The sequence below is a fragment of the Brevibacterium sp. FAM 27836 genome (assembly GCF_051351055.1).
Lineage (GTDB): Bacteria > Actinomycetota > Actinomycetes > Actinomycetales > Brevibacteriaceae > Brevibacterium.
This window is the reverse complement of record NZ_CP195711.1, coordinates 3592183-3608006: the sequence shown is the minus strand read 5'-3', so window position 1 is coordinate 3608006 and position 15824 is coordinate 3592183. Positions and strand designations below refer to the sequence as shown.

At 65.5% G+C, this 15824-nt stretch carries 13 protein-coding genes and 1 tRNA gene; 3 read left to right on the top strand and 11 right to left on the bottom strand.

Going from position 1 to position 15824, the window contains the following annotated elements; translation table 11 throughout:
- Positions 1 to 44: 44 nt before the first annotated feature.
- Positions 45 to 395, bottom strand: a complete 351-nt coding sequence (locus ACSE4D_RS16110; protein WP_425119620.1) for an Rv2175c family DNA-binding protein — start codon at positions 393 to 395, stop codon at positions 45 to 47.
- 125 nt (positions 396 to 520) lie between these two features.
- Between ACSE4D_RS16110 and ACSE4D_RS16105 the strand changes: the two genes are divergently transcribed.
- Positions 521 to 1792, top strand: coding sequence for a lytic transglycosylase (locus tag ACSE4D_RS16105; RefSeq protein WP_240690048.1), 1272 nt, complete (start codon positions 521 to 523; stop codon positions 1790 to 1792).
- Positions 1789 to 3858, top strand: a complete 2070-nt coding sequence (locus ACSE4D_RS16100; RefSeq protein WP_135541990.1) for a protein kinase domain-containing protein — start codon at positions 1789 to 1791, stop codon at positions 3856 to 3858. The genes ACSE4D_RS16105 and ACSE4D_RS16100 overlap by 4 nt, the downstream gene beginning before the upstream one ends.
- 169 nt (positions 3859 to 4027) lie before the next feature.
- Here ACSE4D_RS16100 and ACSE4D_RS16095 read toward each other — a convergent pair whose 3' ends face one another.
- From ACSE4D_RS16095 to gcvH, 4 genes are read right to left on the bottom strand one after another with little or no spacing between them, the layout of a single operon-like run.
- Positions 4028 to 5422, bottom strand: a complete 1395-nt coding sequence (locus ACSE4D_RS16095) for a class II 3-deoxy-7-phosphoheptulonate synthase (protein WP_135541992.1) — start codon at positions 5420 to 5422, stop codon at positions 4028 to 4030.
- A gap of 10 nt (positions 5423 to 5432) precedes the next feature.
- Positions 5433 to 5918 (bottom strand): bifunctional nuclease family protein, encoded by a 486-nt coding sequence (locus tag ACSE4D_RS16090; protein WP_135541994.1) that lies wholly within the window; start codon positions 5916 to 5918, stop codon positions 5433 to 5435.
- Between the two features lie 10 nt (positions 5919 to 5928).
- Positions 5929 to 7074: an FHA domain-containing protein gene (locus ACSE4D_RS16085; RefSeq protein WP_436326274.1), complete on the bottom strand. Its 1146-nt coding sequence runs from the start codon at positions 7072 to 7074 to the stop codon at positions 5929 to 5931.
- Positions 7074 to 7478 carry a glycine cleavage system protein GcvH gene (gcvH, locus tag ACSE4D_RS16080; protein ID WP_135541998.1) on the bottom strand — a complete coding sequence of 135 codons (405 nt, stop codon included), beginning with the start codon at positions 7476 to 7478 and terminating at the stop codon, positions 7074 to 7076. Before gcvH ends, ACSE4D_RS16085 begins: the two co-directional genes overlap by 1 nt.
- Positions 7479 to 7708: 230 nt before the next feature.
- On the opposite strand from gcvH, the gene ACSE4D_RS16075 reads away from it, so the two are divergent.
- A tRNA-Pro gene (locus ACSE4D_RS16075) sits at positions 7709 to 7782 on the top strand.
- A 283-nt stretch (positions 7783 to 8065) separates the two neighbouring features.
- Here the strand turns inward: ACSE4D_RS16075 and ACSE4D_RS16070 are convergent.
- From ACSE4D_RS16070 to ACSE4D_RS16045, 6 genes are all read right to left on the bottom strand, one after another.
- Positions 8066 to 9373, bottom strand: a complete 1308-nt coding sequence (locus ACSE4D_RS16070) for an MFS transporter (protein ID WP_135542000.1) — start codon at positions 9371 to 9373, stop codon at positions 8066 to 8068.
- A 43-nt stretch (positions 9374 to 9416) separates the two neighbouring features.
- Positions 9417 to 10808, bottom strand: a complete 1392-nt coding sequence (locus tag ACSE4D_RS16065; protein WP_135542002.1) for a sodium:proton antiporter — start codon at positions 10806 to 10808, stop codon at positions 9417 to 9419.
- A gap of 372 nt (positions 10809 to 11180) precedes the next feature.
- Entirely contained in the window at positions 11181 to 11723 is a 543-nt protein-coding gene (locus tag ACSE4D_RS16060) for a DedA family protein (protein WP_135542004.1), read from the bottom strand.
- Positions 11724 to 11917: 194 nt separating this feature from the next.
- Positions 11918 to 13132: a metal-dependent hydrolase family protein gene (locus ACSE4D_RS16055; protein WP_135542006.1), complete on the bottom strand. Its 1215-nt coding sequence runs from the start codon at positions 13130 to 13132 to the stop codon at positions 11918 to 11920.
- A 277-nt stretch (positions 13133 to 13409) separates the two neighbouring features.
- Complete coding sequence (locus ACSE4D_RS16050) at positions 13410 to 14291, bottom strand: GNAT family N-acetyltransferase (protein WP_240690049.1); 882 nt, start codon at positions 14289 to 14291, stop codon at positions 13410 to 13412.
- Positions 14288 to 15604 carry an MATE family efflux transporter gene (locus ACSE4D_RS16045; protein ID WP_135542007.1) on the bottom strand — a complete coding sequence of 439 codons (1317 nt, stop codon included), beginning with the start codon at positions 15602 to 15604 and terminating at the stop codon, positions 14288 to 14290. Before ACSE4D_RS16045 ends, ACSE4D_RS16050 begins: the two co-directional genes overlap by 4 nt.
- Between the last annotated feature and the right edge of the window lie 220 nt (positions 15605 to 15824).

Sequence of the window (15824 nt, the reverse complement as noted above, 5' to 3'; positions counted from 1 at the left end):
GCAACGCGAGGGCATGATCTTGAGAATGCGGGGGTCCGGGCTCTTCAGAAGGCGAGGGCCTGGGCGCGGCGGCGCACTTCCTTGCGGTTGCCCACGCGCAGCAGGTCGATGGGACGACCGGGCAGGGAATCGTCCGGGGTGAAGAGCCACACGATGGCTTCTTCGTCGTCGAATCCGGCGTCGGCCAGGGTGTTCAGAGTGCCCTTGAGCGATTTGACCACCTCACCGTCGATGAAGAAGGCCAGCGGAACCTGCAGCACCTTCGGCTTGCCGATTTTGATTCCGCAGATGGCGCCGTCTTCGAGCAAGCGGCGCACCTGGGAGATGCCGAGTCCGGTGAGTTCTGCGATGTCGGGCAGCGGGGCCCAGTCCTGGACGAGTTCTTCGGTATTCACGTGCCCAAGCGTAGCAATATTCGGCAGAAACACCCCGCCATGCGGAGCCGAATGCTCGGGTCGGCGGCGGCCACTCGTTAGGCTGGGGACCGTAGCTTCCCCATTCAACAGTCAATAGGTGACAGATGACACGACCGCGACGGCATCAGCAGGTGCCCATCACCGCAGCTCCTGACATCCGTGCCGCCTCGAAGGTGAATTCGACCGGGCCGATCCCAGGAGCCGAACGCGTCGACCCCGAAAACGACTCCCCTGCCGAGGCTGCCCCCTCCGCCCAGCCCGCCGACGACGACCCGGCCGCCCCGGCAGATCCCACCGGCGAAGCGGGTACTGCTGCCGACCTGCCTCACCCCACCGGCAACGAAGATTCCGCCTCCGACGAAGAGGCGGGGACCGCCTCGGCGAGTTCCGCGAACTCGAACGCCGATTCGACCACAGCGGATTCGACCGACACGGGCCCGGCCTCAGGGAATCCCGCCCCGACGATGGGTCCGCAATGGATCTCCGGTACGGCCGGTGCGACCGTTCCGGTCACCCACGGCGGACGCACCTACAAATGCAAGCAGGGCGACACCCTCTACGGTGTCGCGAGCAAGCACGGCGTCTCGGTGCCGGCTCTGGCCGAACTCAACCGCATCTCCCCGCGGCAGAACCTCCACCAGGGCCAGGTGCTGTCCCTGCCGGAGAAGAACGATCTGCCCGATGACGATCCTTCGCACGTCGTCGCCCCCGGCGAGACCCTGCAGGGCATCGCCGCACGGCACGGGATCTCCCCGGCGACCCTGCGCCGTGCCAATGCCATGGGCGATGACTCCTACCTCAAGGTCGGCGAACTGCTACTGCTGCGGCCCTCGACGGCTCGTCCGCGCCGCACCGCTCCCGAACCCCCGCAGGACATCCCCCGTGTCGCGGCCAGTGCGCAGGTGCAGGGCATCCGCCCGGCGGTTCTGCGGGCGGCGCGACTGAACAAGTACACCCTGCTGCACCGTCGCCATCCTGCGCCGGCGCAGGCGAGGCTCATCGTCGCCTCGATCGCCGAGGAACTCGGTGCCGATCCTGCGCTCATGCTGGCCGTCGCCGCTCAGGAGTCCGGTTTCCAGCACACGACGGTCTCGGCCGGCAACGCCATCGGCATCATGCAGGTCACACCGCGTTCGGGCCGTTGGGCCAGTGACATCGTCGGGCGCGGACTCGATCTGCTCGACATCGAAGACAACATCGTCGCCGGCACCGTCATCCTCGGCTGGCTCATCGAAACCGCCGAATCCGAGAACGAAGCCTTGGCCGGCTACTACCAGGATCTGCGCTCCGTCCGCGCCGACGGGCTGCTCGCGGAGACGAAGGCCTTCGTGCGCACCGTGCAGATGCAGCGTCAGAGAATGCAGGAGGCTCTGTGACCGCCCGCCGAGATCCCCTCATCGGCACGGTCCTCAACGACCGTTACCGCATCGACGCCAAGGTCGCCCGCGGCGGCATGGCGATGGTCTACCGCGGCACCGATCTGCGCCTCGACCGCGAAATCGCGATCAAGGTCATGCACGAGCACCTCATCTCCGATGAGACGTTCGTCGAACGCTTCCGCCGTGAGGCCATCAACGCCGGTCGGCTCACCCACCCGAACCTCGTGGCCATCCACGATCAGGCCCGCGACGGCGACATCGTCTACCTCGTCATGGAGTATCTGCCCTCGGTGACGCTGCGCCGTGAACTCAAGCACCGCGGCACGTTCACACCCCGGCAGGCCATCGTCGTCCTCGACGCGATCCTCGCCGCCCTCGAGGCTGTGCATTCGACCGGCATCATCCACCGTGATCTCAAACCCGACAATGTGCTGTTGGGCACCGACGGTCAGGTCAAACTCGCCGACTTCGGTCTGGCCCGGGCGGTGACGACGGCGACGACGACGAAGACGCTCATCGGCACCGTCGGCTATGTCGCCCCTGAGCTCGTCACGCGTGCCGGAGCCGACTCCCGCACCGACCTGTACACGGTCGGCATCATGTTCTACGAGATGCTCACCGGCGCTCAGCCTTACACCGACGACGTGCCGATCCAGGTCGCGTACCGTCATGTCCACGACACGGTGCCGCCGCCCTCGGAGGTCGTGCCGCGTCTGAGCCCCCGCTTGGATGCGCTCGTGCTGTGGGCGACGTCGAAGGACCCCGAGGATCGTCCCGCCGATGCCGCTCAGTTCCGTCTGGCTCTGGCCGAGGCGCGAGCGGAGATGAGCGAGGCCGAACTCGATCTCGGCGATCCGGAGGTCGCCGCCGGCGAACACTCCCCCGTGCTTACCGCCAGCATCGACCTCGGCGAGGAGGTCCCGAAGGAGAAGCGCTCCCGCACCGACGAGATCCCGTATCTCGAGGGTGAGGATGAGGACGAGAACGACACCGGCGCCGAGGCGGCCGGGGTCGGAATCGCGTCTGCGGCAGCCGGCATCGGCGGCGTCACCGCCGCAGTCGCGTCCGGCTCCGGGGACGAAACGCACGCAGACGAGGCCTCCGAAGACGAGACGCACGAAGACGAACAGTCCCGAGCAGACGACGATCGGTCGCCTGCCGCAGCGCCTGCTGCAGGCAGTGCTGCGACAGGCGCCTCCGGCGGTGCTGCGAGCGGTGCCGCAGTCGCAGCATCCGCGGGAACCGCCGCGACCGCGGCGTCCCCCGGCCGTCGCCGCCGTCGTCGCGTGCTCACCGCGCTCGTCGCCGTCGTCGCGGTGCTCGCGCTCGTGGCATGGCTGGTCATCGCGAACCTTCCGGAACCGACGTCGATCGTGCCCGGTCAGCTGGCTGGCAAGCAGGTGGACGAAGTCACCTCGCAGTTGGAGGACAACGATCTCAAGGCCGAGCCGAAGGAAGTCTTCGACGACACCGTGCCCGCCGGGGTCGTCATCGGCACCGAGCCCGTCAGCGGCTCCGAGCTCGCACCGGACTCGTCCGTCACGGTCGTTGTGTCCAAGGGCGAGGAGATGTTCGCCGTTCCCAAGCTGGAGGGCCTGAGCCGCTCCGACGCCGAGGCGGCGCTGAAGAAGGCGAAGCTCACGGTCGGCAAGGTCGAGGAGAAGTACAGCGACACGGTCGCGAAGGATGCCGTCATCTCTGCGTCGCAGAAGCCCGGGAAGAAGCTGTCGAAGGGCGAGAAGATCGATCTGGTCATCTCCAAGGGCGTTGCTCCGATCCCGGTGCCCAATGTCGAGGGACTGACCTTCGACGCCGCCTATGCCACCTTGGCCAAGCGCGGCTTCCGTGTCGGCAAGGACGAAGTGTTCTCCGATGACGTGCCCAAGGGCAAGGTCGTGTCGCAGTTCCCGAAGAGCACCGAGTCGAAGCCTGCGAACACGCTCATCATCGTCCGTGTCTCCAAGGGCAAGGAGAAGAAGGAAGAGTCCAAGGACGACAAAAAGGACGAGAAGAAGGACGAGAAGTCCAAAGACGACAAGAAGGACAGCTCGAAGGACAAGTAGAGCCGGCGCGACGAGTCTGATCGGGCAGCCTCTGTCGGACTCGCTCGGATCGAACCGTGCAGCTCTGGTCTCGGCATCGGGCTCCCGATCACCTCAGCAGAATGCCGGTGGCCCCGCAGATGATCTGCGGGGCCACCGGCATTGTCACTCTTCGACCGGAACGGATCGATCAGTGTCTGCGAGTGAGGTATTCGGCGACCTGGAAGGCCATCTCGAGCGACTGATCGTGATTGAGCCGCGGATCGACGAGGGTTTCGTAGCGGCGGCGAAGACCTTCGTCATCGATCTCGGTGGCGCCGCCCATGATCTCGGTGACGTCGTCGCCTGTGAGCTCGATGTGCAGTCCGCCGGGGATCGTGCCCGCATCGCGGTGCGCATTGAAGAAGCCTTCGACCTCGGCCATGACGTCCTCGAAGCGACGAGTCTTGTACCCCGTGTTCGAGGTGATGGTGTTCCCGTGCATCGGATCGCACACCCAGGTCACGTGCGGCAGCTGGTCACCGATTCCGGCGAGCAGCGCGGGCAGTGATTCGCCGATCTGACCGGCACCCATGCGAGTGACGAAGGTCAGACGACCGGGCTCGGCATCCGGGTCGAGCTTCTCGGCCAGGGCCAGAGCATCATCGGCCGTGGCCGTGGGGCCGAGCTTGACGCCGATGGGGTTGCGGACCTTGGACAGGAAGTCGACGTGTGCGCCGTCGACCTCACGAGTGCGTTCGCCGATCCACAGGAAGTGCCCGGATACGTCGTAGGCTTCGCCCGTCCGGGAGTCGATGCGAGTCAGCGCGCGTTCGTATTCGAGGAGGAGCGCCTCGTGGGCGGCATAGAACTCGGTGGTCTTGAGCGCGTCGAAGTCGGCTCCGCAGGCATCCATGAAGCGAATGGCGCGGTCGATCTCGGCGGCCGTCTGCTCGTAGCGCTGGTAGCCGGGATTCGAGGCGAGGAATCCCCGATTCCAATCGTGGACGAACCGCAGGTCGGCGAATCCGCCCTGCGTGAAGGCGCGAATGAGGTTCAGCGTCGACGCGGACACGTGGTAGGCCTTGAGCAGTCGTTCCGGGTCGTGGCGTCGGGATTCTTCGGTGAATTCGTAGCCGTTGACGATGTCGCCGCGGAACGACGGCAGGGTCACTCCATCTCGGGTCTCCATATCCGCTGAGCGGGGCTTCGCGAACTGGCCGGCCATGCGTCCGATCTTCACCACGGGCATCGATCCGCCATAGGTGAGCACGGCTGCCATCTGCAGCACAGTCTGGACCCGGGCTCGGATCTTGTCCGCTTGGGCTCCGTCGAAGGATTCGGCGCAGTCGCCGCCGGCGAGGACGAAAGCCTCCCCACGCGAAGCCGCGGCGATACGCTGCTTGAGCACATCGGCTTCTCCGGCGAAGACGAGCGGAGGAGAGGTGCGCAGGTCTGTGAGCACCTCGTCGAGCGCGGCACTGTCGAGATAGGTCGGCTGCTGCTTCGGATCCATTTCGCGCCAGTCATCGAGACCGCGCAGATTGTCATTGCCGGCAGCGGCGATTTCTCTGTTGGACAGGACCGGATCGGTGTGGAGGCTCAATGTTTCACTTTCATGGGTTTTCGGAGCCGGTTTCGAAGTCCTCGGCCGAAACGTTGTCGAGGAAGTCTCTGAACTGTGCGACTTCCTCTTCATCGGCTTCGGGGGCTTCGATTCCGGATTCTTCAAGCAATTGGGATTCGACGTAGACGGGGCAATCGGCGGTCAACGCCAGTGTCACCGCGTCCGAGGGACGTGCGGAGATCGACTTCCCGTCATTCGTGTGCAGTTCCGCCAGGAAGATCTGACCGTCTTTGCCGGTGATCGTGACGTCTGTCAGCTCTGCCTCGTACTTGGTGAGCACGTCGAGCAGCAGAGCATGCGCCATCGGACGCGGCGGAGTCAGACCCCGTTGCGCGATCGACAGAGCATTGGCCTCGATCGCACCGACCCAGATCGGCAGATAGTACGCGGGCTCGCTGGCTTTGAGCAGGAGGATCGGTTGATTGGCGGGCATTTCGATGCGGACGCCGACAACCTCGACTTCAACTTTTGACATTATCCCCCGGTCAGGAGCGCGGACGCTGCTGGAAGATCATTCGGAACTTACCGATCTGCACATCGGCTCCGTTCTGCAGTTCGATGGAGTCGATGAGTTGCCGGCCCACATACGTACCGTTGAGCGAACCGGTGTCCCGCAGTGTGAAGCCGCTGGGAGTCCGGATGAACTCGGCATGCTTACGCGAGACGGTGACGTCATCGAGGAAGATGTCCGCGTTCGGACTGCGTCCCACGGTCACCACATCGGTGTCGAGCAGAATCTGTGAGCCCGAGTCCGGTCCCGACACGACGACGAGGAGAGCATCGGCGTCCTGCAGACCTTCGAGGTCGGGCACCGGGTGGATCTCACCGGTATGCGGATCGAGGATGCCCTGGAACTGCTGGCTGCCCGAATCGCTCATCTGGTCGCGTTGTCCTCCGGCCGGAGCCCCCTGAGGCTGGCCAGACTGCGGTTGGCCCGATTGGGGTTGGCCGGACTGCGGCTGGCCGTAATTGCCAGGTTGGGGCTGGTTGCCCGGTTGGGGCTGGTTGCCCTGCGGCTGGCTGGGATCGTACTGACCGGCGCCGTTGTAACCGTATTGCTGCTGGCCCTGGCTCCCCTGGGGCTGGCTACCCTGCGGCTGGCCGGACTGCGGCTGTCCATAGCCCTGCTGAGGATACTGGTTCTGCGGCGGCTGATACTGCGGCTGTCCCTGACTGCCCTGGCCGTTGTTCGCATAGGGCTGGTTGGCCGGCTGGGAGGCCCCGAAGTTCTGGGCGTTGCCATAGTTCTGGCCACCCTGCGGGGTGCCGCCGAAGTTCTGACCGCTTTGTGGAGTGCCGCCGTACTGCTGTTGTCCGTTGCTGTACTGCTGGCTGGCCTGTGGAGTGCCCCCGTACTGCTGACCACCTTGTGGGGTGCCGGCGTACTGCTGACCATTGCCGGCCTGCTGGCCGTTGCCGTACTGCGGTGCCTGCGGGGCGCCGTCGGCAGGCTGCTGCCCGAAGGGAGGGGTGTTCGGCTGACCGTTCGGGTCGACCTGCTGATTCACGCGGGTCGCCGAGTCGTCGCCGCTGCCGGCGCCGAACGGAAACTTCTTCGACTGCGGCACCTGACCGTTGTCGTACCAGGGCTGCGAGGGGGTCGGACGATTCTGATCGTTATTCTGCGACATTATGCCTCCTCGCTCTGAATGAGCTCTTTGTATTGCTCGCTGTCCATCAGCGATTCGACCTGCTCAGGTTCGCTGAGTTCGACAAGGTACATCCACCCGTCTTCGAAGGGCGATGAATTGACGATCTCCGGTGAGTCGTCGAGCGACTCGTTGACCTCGGTGACGGTCCCGGAAACTGGGGAGATGAGGTCTGAGACGCTCTTCGTGCTTTCGACTTCGCCGCAGGACTCACCAGCAGCGATCGAATCACCGACGGCAGGCAGATCGACATAGACGACATCGCCCAGCTGCTCCTGTGCGAAATCAGTGATACCCACACGGACAACCGCATTGTCCTCCGTAGTCGCAATCCACTCATGGTCGCGCGAGTACCGCAAAGACACTGGATAATCCAGATCTGCCATGTCGACTCCTCTAGTTTGTCGGTGTACCAAGCATAGCCGCCTGGTCCACTTTCATAACAATCACGAAACGGAAATGTTACCGAGTCACCGAAACTGGCGACGCCAGCCCCTGGTTCTTCGGTATCCACCTGGGATGATACCTGCTTTTCGAAGGTCACGGAACGTGGTTTTGGCAGTTGGCCCCTGATCGGTATAAGCTGGTTCTCGTTGCCCACGAGGGAGTACGGTAACGGGCTATGGCGCAGCTTGGTAGCGCGCTTCACTGGGGGTGAAGAGGTCGTGGGTTCAAATCCCGCTAGCCCGACGCTCGAATGTGTCGCGGCATCGTTCACTCGATGACGCGGCACATTTTTTCTTTTCCCGCCCGTCTCCTGGCTTTCTGCGGCATCCAATCTGTCGCAAAGCAGCTTTATTCGACTCCGCGCTTCTCACCCACCACTTTTCGTACACCTCATCAGTTTCGAACCCGATGGGATGTACGAAATGTGACAGACGGGCGCACCAAACCTGGTCGGCACGGCAGGCGGGCGCAGCCAACCGGTCGATCCTGCCGCGAATCGTGTGGCCTGTGCGGTCGAGGTCGAAGCTCAGTTTCGGCCGGCCCCGGGTACGTCGAGCCTGCGGGCGAAGACGACGGTGAGCACGCCGACGAGGACGAGCAGCCCGAGGCCCCAGCGCAGTCCTGCCTCGGTGGCGATGACGCCGACCAGCGGACTCGTGCCGAGGTAGCCGACACGCATCAGCCAGTTCACCAACGTCACTCCCCCGGCCCGTCCTACACCGGGCAACCGTGCAGCCGCCCCGAGGGCGCCGGGCACGAGCGTCGCCGAACCGTAGCCGAGCAGTACCATCCCGATGAGCAGCATGACCGGCTCCTGCGCGAACACTGCGCCGATCCCGCCGATGCCGATGAGTCCGCCGCCGATCCGGGCAATCCGTCCGGCACCGAACCGCGTCACCAGGACGTCCCCGCTGAACCGGCCGAGGCACTGGCTGCCGATGACGATGCTGAAGGCGATACCCGCCGAGGCGGCCGGAACGTTCGCGAACTCGACGGCGGCCAGTCCCGCCCAGTTGTTCGCGATGTCTTCCACCGCGGCCCCGCAGATCGCGACGATCGCCAACGGCAATGCTGCGAGAAGGACCGCGCGCTTCGATCGGCCGGCCCGTGACGACGCCTCCGACCACGATTCCTCCGACGACCCGTCCGACTCCTTTCCCCTGCCGGCTTCGCCCCTGGCAGCATCTCGCGCACCGGAGTCTTCCCGCGAATCATCGCCCACGGGTCCGTCGGCATCCGAATCGATCACTCGCCGAGGCGACGCGGCGTCGCGGATGAGCCGGCGTCCGATCATTGTGAGGACCACCGCGATGAGGGCGACGACCGCCAACCACGCCCGCATGTCCGCGCCCGAGCTCGCCGCGGCCGTGGCGGCGGCGCCGCTGAGCAGTCCGCCGAGGCTCCACAGCGCGTGCATCGAGGACAGGATCGTGCGTTCGAGCTTCTCCTGCACAGCGATGCCGACGACGTTCTGGGCAACATCGACGATCGCGTCACAGCAGCCCAGCAGCAACAGGCACAGTGCCATCATCACGCCGTTGACCGACCACGCGGTCGCGGCAGCGGCCGCACCGAGGAACACCGTCCCGCCGATCACGACCCGGTGAGCTCCGAAGCGGGCGATGAGCGCGGCCGGCAGCGCTGAGGACAGCAGCGAGCCCACCGCGAAGCAGGCGACGACGAGTCCGAACTGCCAGGAGCTCAGTCCCAGCCGTTCGACGAGGAGCGGATACCAGGTCAGAAGCCCGGCGAAGACGGCCCCGTTCCCAGCGAAGTAGAGGCCGACGCCGGCGGCTGCCCGCGGACCGGGTCCGTGCCCGCCGCCTACCGGCACACCGGACCCGCCAATCGACGCACCTGCCTCACCTCGCCGAGGCTCATGAGCCGGAGGAGACCTTCGCCCCGCGCAGGTCGCGTCCGGCCTGCCCGAGGATGAGCAGTCCGAGGAGCACGCCCAGCAGAGGCAGCCAGATGCCGTCCGTCATGAAGATGAGCACCATCGAAGCGAGGATCGGCACGAGGCGGCGCAGCGACCACCAGACGTAGCCGCCGAAGCTCGGCATGGCCACATTCGCAGAGTCGGCCACGGACTTGACCATGAAGTTCGGTCCATTGCCGATGTAGGTCACGGCTCCGCCCATGACTGCGCCGAGGGAGACCGCGATGAGCAGGGTCTCGGCGACGCCGGCGACCTGCGGTTCGCCGGGAACCTGAGAGGCCATCTCGAAGAAGGTGACATAGGTCGGCGCATTGTCGAGCACCGAGGACAGCCCGCCGGTGAAGACGAACAGCGAGATCTCGTTGAGCGGTATCTTGTGCGCGACCTGGCTGAGGTACTGCAGCGCCGGCATCATCGTGAGGAAGATGCCGATGAAGAGGGCACCGACTTCGAGGATCGGCGTCCAGGTGAACTTGTTGAGGTTGAATCTTGCGCCCCGGTCGCCGACGAGGAACGACGTGACCGCCGAGCCGAGCATGACGAGCTCGCGCCAGGGCACATAGTCGGCGAACGTCGCGTGCCCGGTTTCGACCGCGTGCATGTCGACCGAGGGGATGAAGGCGACGGCGAGGATGATGATCGCCAGGAAGATCAGACCGCTGGCCCCGCGCAGACCGAGTTTGGTCACGTACTCGGCGTCCTTCGCCAGAGCCTCCTCCGGCTCTCGCGCATACATCTTCGTGTCGAGGGCGAAGTAGCTGATGAGCAGCAAGACGTTGACGAACAGCCAGTACGGCCACAGTCCGAAGGTCCATTCGAACGGCACACCGCGCAGCATGCCGAGGAACAGCGGCGGATCGCCCAGCGGCGTGAGCAGACCGCCGCAGTTCGCGACGATGAAGATCGTATAGATGACCGTGTGGGTCCGGTGTCTGCGGTCCTGGTTCGTGTTGAGGATCGGTCGGATGAGCAGCATCGCCGCACCCGTGGTGCCGATGAAGGAGGCGAGCACACCACCGACGGCGAGGAAGATCGTGTTGTTCCTCGGCGTCGCTTTGATGTCGCCGACGAGGAAGATTCCGCCCGAAGCGACGAACAGACTGCCGATGAGCACGATGAACTGGAAATATTCGAGGAGCGCATCGATGACGGTGGTCGCCTCTCCGCCGATGAGGAACCAGACCGCGATCGGCACGCCGAGGACGAGCGCGACGATGAGTTTGACGAGGTTGCGATCCCAGATCTTCTCAGTAGCCGGGATCAAGGGGAGCACCGCGATGCACCCGAGCAGCAGAACGAACGGAATGATGCTCCACCAGGCCACGACCATCCGCGGACCCTCCTTCTCTTACTGTCGACGAGCGCTCTCGTCCTGTCGACGCTGACAGAGCACCACTCTACTGAACCACGAGACAGGTTCCATCCTCGACTTGCCAGGTGGACGGAAACCTCCCGAGGCCGCTCACCACGGCGATTGCCGGACACGCGCACCTCGCCGAGGCGGCCCACCGTAACCGGGTAAGTACACGACAGCTTCACCGAGGCAGCCCACTCTGACCGTGTCAGTCCGACACATCACCGAGGGGGCCCACTGTGACAGCGTCAGTGCACTACTCCGCGCTGAGGGTGCCCACTCTGACTGCGTCAGACCGACACGTCACTGAGGGTGCCCACACGCCGGTGCGCAACCCGGCACGGGGGCTCAGGCGCCGGTGGGTTCGGTATTCGACGGGTTCGGCCCCGCGTCCGAGCGGGTTCCGGCGGCCGCCTCGGTGGGTTCGGTCGGCTTCTTCAGTCCGATGACCAGACCAATGATGGCCAGGGCGAAGCACACGGCGAGCCCGACGGTGAGGCCGGGAGCTGCCTGATATCCGGCGGCAAGCGCTTTGAAGCCGATGAGTCCGACCGTCGAGTAGATCGTCGCCCACATCGCTCCGCCGACGGCGAGCGCCGGAAGGTACCGCCGGTAGCTCATTCCCGTCGTCCCCGCTGCGAGGTTGAGCACGGTCTGCACACCGATCATGAGGAAGCTCACCGCGATCACCGGAGCGCCGAAGCGTTCGATCATGCCTTCGGCCTTCCGGTACTTCGATCCGGACATGATCTTGTCGACGCGTTCGATCTTGCGGATTCCGGTGCGTGCCAGACGCCCGAGCAGGAAGGTGCCGCCGGCACGGCAGATGATGATGCCGAACATGATCAGCCAGGTGACGGCGATCGGGAATGACCAGTCGAGGGGGTTCATCGGTGGGCGCGTTCCTCCTGCTCGGCATCGACGATTCGGCTCCACCCATCATACCCCTGTTAAGTTAGGTTCCCCTCACCAGACGATCGGTGGAGACCGATCTCACGCGTCGAGGCCGCTGGACCGACAAGCCCCAGACCGCTCAGTGCCCGCTCACCCAGCACCGGACCGCCGGGCAGACAGTCGACCACGGTTCAGACGAGCACGCCTTCGAGGTAGACGGCATTGACCCGGCTCTCGATCCCGCGGACATCGTCCGTGCGCAGATCCCCCTCCACGACGACGAGATCGGCCAGCCCGCCTTCGCCGAGGTGACCCACCCGATCATCGTCGAGCACACGAGCCGCCACCGAGGTCCCGGCGCAGAGGGCTTCGACGGTCGAGAGTCCCACCTCGGCGAGCAGGCTGATCTCTTCGAGGTTCTGCCCGTGTGGGCCGACTCCGGCGTCGGTGCCCAGCGCGATCGGCGCCCCGGCCTCATGGGCGCGGGCGATCGAGTTCTGGTGCGTTTCGACGACACGGTGGGCTTTGTCGACGACGGTGGTGGGCAGGCTCGCCCCCGCCTCGGCGGCCTTGATCACTGCCTGCGGGGCCTGCAGGGTCGGGACGAGGTAGGTGCCGTGTTCGAGCATGAGGTCGATGGCTTCGTCGTCGAGGTAGATTCCGTGTTCGATCGATCGGACACCCGCACGCACGGCGGACTTGATTCCCGGCGCGCCCTGGGCATGGGACATGACATGGGCGCCTTGGGCGGCCGCCTCGGCGACGATGACTGCGATCTCGGCTTCGGTGAACTGAGAGTGGCGAGGATCGTCCCGCGGCGAGAGCACCCCACCGGTGGAACAGATCTTGATGTGGTCGGCACCTGCCCGCAGCAGTTCGCGCGTCTTCTTCTGCACGCCTTCGAGCCCGTCGGCGACGCCGGAGGGTCGGCCGGGGTGGGGGCCGAGAAACGGCGATTCGGTTCCGGAGACGAGGTGGAAGTCTCCGTGGCCGCCGGTCTGGGACATGATGTTGACCGCGATCGTCAGCCGCGGCCCACGCACCACGCCTGTCTCCACGGCGACTTTCGCCCCGAGGTCGGTGCCGCCGGCGTCGCGGACCGTGGTCACCCCGCCCTTGAGCGTGGACTCCATATGGGCGACGGAGTTGTAGAACTGCAGCGAGAACGGATCGTGGAAGTTCGAGGACGAGGCCGCCCCCGAGCTCGTCAAGTGGACGTGGCAGTCGATGATTCCCGGGATGATCGTCTGGCCCGTGCAGTCGACGAAGTCATCTGAGGCGTTGTGCGATCCCTGGCCGCCCTCCGTCACCGAGGCGACCCGCCCTCCGTCGAGGACGACGTCCCGGGTGCCGGGCAGGAATCGGGTGCCGTCGAAGACCGTGGCGTGGGACAGAACTGTGACCATGGGCGTGCTCCTCATCATTGAAAACCAACTGGTCGGCCGTGTGCAGCCGATCCTTCACATCTATCACGGACTCCCCCGCCCGTACACAGTGAAGCAGTGAGGCCGTGAAGCTGTGAGGTAGCGAGACCGTGAAGCAGTAAGGCCGTGGGGCGGTGAGGCAGCCAGGAAGCGAGGCAGTGAGACTGTGAGACTGTGAGGCCGTGAGTGATGTTGGCGGTCAGACTCGCACGCGACTGTCTGACACGTCGGGACCACGCTCCGGGCCCGACGTGTAGGGTCAGTCCGTCTTGAGTCGTCGGACGAGGACGTCGGAGCCCCCATTCCGACCGACCGAGACGAAGCCCCGGTCGGTGTAGAGCTTCGCTGCGCCGTTGCCGTCTTCGACGGCGAGGCTCACTGCGGGGTATCCGCTCATCCGCACGAGCGCACACACGGTGTCGACGAGGGCGCCGCCGATCCCCTGCCCTTGGTATTCGGGGAGGACTGCGACGGAGAGCTCGGGGATGTCAGCGGCGACCCAGCCGTACCCGGTGAAGGGCGCAGCATCGTCGGCCGGTGTCAGATCGGCGGACGCCGTCTCGGCACCTTCCCCCTCTGCTTCCGCGGCGGCGGTGTCAGCGGTCTCGTCCTCCACGCTTCCACCGTCAGCCTCGCCCGCACCGTCAGCCTCACCCGCACCGTCGGCAGCCCCTGTGCCCTCAGCCTCACCCGCACCGGCCGTACTCTCAGCTTCTCCCGCTGCGTCGGTCACGATCTCGCTGGGGACCACCTCGGCGCCGGATTTCCCCAGAGCCGCCGCGAAGTCCCCGCCCACACGTTCGTCGACCTTGCCGACGACGTCGGCGATATCGGCCAAGCGCACCCAAGCGAGCCCGACGATCGGCGAGTCGGTGTCCGCCTCGGCGTGGGCGGCCACGGCGATGTCACCGTCGCGTCCCCAATCGCGGTAGTAGAAGACGGCGTCGCTGCGGTAGCGGAGCTCGTCGATCTCGATGCGCGGCTGGTCCATGGACCAGTTGAAGCACAGGTCGAGGAAGGGCAGGAAGATTTCGTCGTCGGCCCCAGCCGGCAGCGGACGGATCCGTCCGCGCAGCCAGGAGGACCCAGCCTCGGCGGGGGTGGTCTGCGGGTCCTGAGCTTCGTTCTTCCCAGCGGTCATGAGATTCCTTTCTCAACGGCGCGATCGATCCACGCCCGGTTGCGGACTCGCCAACCCAAGGTCACGGCGCGCAGGCCGACGAATCCGATGCAGAATGCGGCCCAGAGTCCCGGCGCGCCCGGCCACAGTGCGACGATCGGAACGAGCAGGATCGCATACCCGACCACAGCGACCAATTGTGCCAGAGCGAGGTAGCGCGCGTCCTCGGCTCCCATGAGAACGCCGTCGAGGACGAAGACGTACCCGGCGATCGGCATGCTCACCGCCAGCACCGGCAGCAGTGCGGTCAGTTCGGTGACCACCTCGGCGTCAGAGGCGAAGGCCCGCGGGATGATGCCGGAGCCGGCGAACAGGATGACGCCGACGACGAGGCCGAAGACGATTCCCCACAGGCACAGTCGCCGGTTGATCGCGGCGACTGCCTCGGCGTTCCTCGCCCCCAGCTCGAGCCCGATCATCGCCTGGCCTGCGATGGCAAGCGAATCGAGGGCGAGAGCGAGAGCGAAGAAGATGCTCTGGGCGACCTGGATCGCGGCGAGTTCCGTGGTGCCCATCGATGTGGCGATGAACACGAGGATGATGAGTGCGGCACGCAGCGAGATGTTGCGGACGAGCAGCCAGCCGGAGGTCTTCGCCGAGGTGAACACGCCCGACCAGTCGGGGCGAACGGTGGCGTGGAGACGCTTGGCCGCACGCACGGAGATGACGATGTAGACGGTGCACATCCCGGCCTGCGCGATGACTGTGCCCATCGCAGAACCCGCCACACCCATATCGAGCCCGTAGATGAACAGCGCGTTGAGGCCGATGTTCGCCACACATCCGACGGCCGCGACGATCAGCGGGGTCTTCGTGTCCTGCAGCCCGCGCAGGAGTCCGGTGGCGGCGATGACGGTGAGCATGAACGGCAGACCCCACCAGGAGATCGCCAGGTAGGAATGCGCCCCCGAGGTGATCGCCGGCCCCGGATCGAAAGCTGCGATCGCGGTGTCCAACAGGGGCAGTCCGATGATGATGAGCAGCACCGAAGTGCACAGGGCGAGCCAGATTCCGTCGAAGCCGGCCGTGATCGCTCCCGCCCGGTCCCCCGATCCCATCCGTTTGGCGACGCGCGGGGTCGTGGCATAGGCGAGGAAGATCATCAGACCGAGGACCGTCTGCAGAATCGTCGAGGCAATCGCCAGTGATCCCAAAGCACCCGCGCCGAGGTGGCCGACCATAGCCGTGTCCGTGAGCAGAAAAATCGGTTCGGCGATCAGGGCTCCGAGTGCGGGGAGGGCCAAACGGAGAATGTTCTTGTCGATCGCTGCCACAGGTCGATTCTAACGAATCGCCCTCGCCGAGAGCCCAAGTGAGCAGTGGAGTGACCGCTGTGTCGGGAATGCAGGTCGGGTGGACGCAGGGTCGGGGACACTGACCGGGCAGCCGTCGGACCGAGCGCAGAGCCTGCTCGGAATCTCGTGTCAGTGGCGAACGATACTGTGGGATGACAAACAACGGAGAGATGAATGGATTTGCAGTCAAGCTATTTGG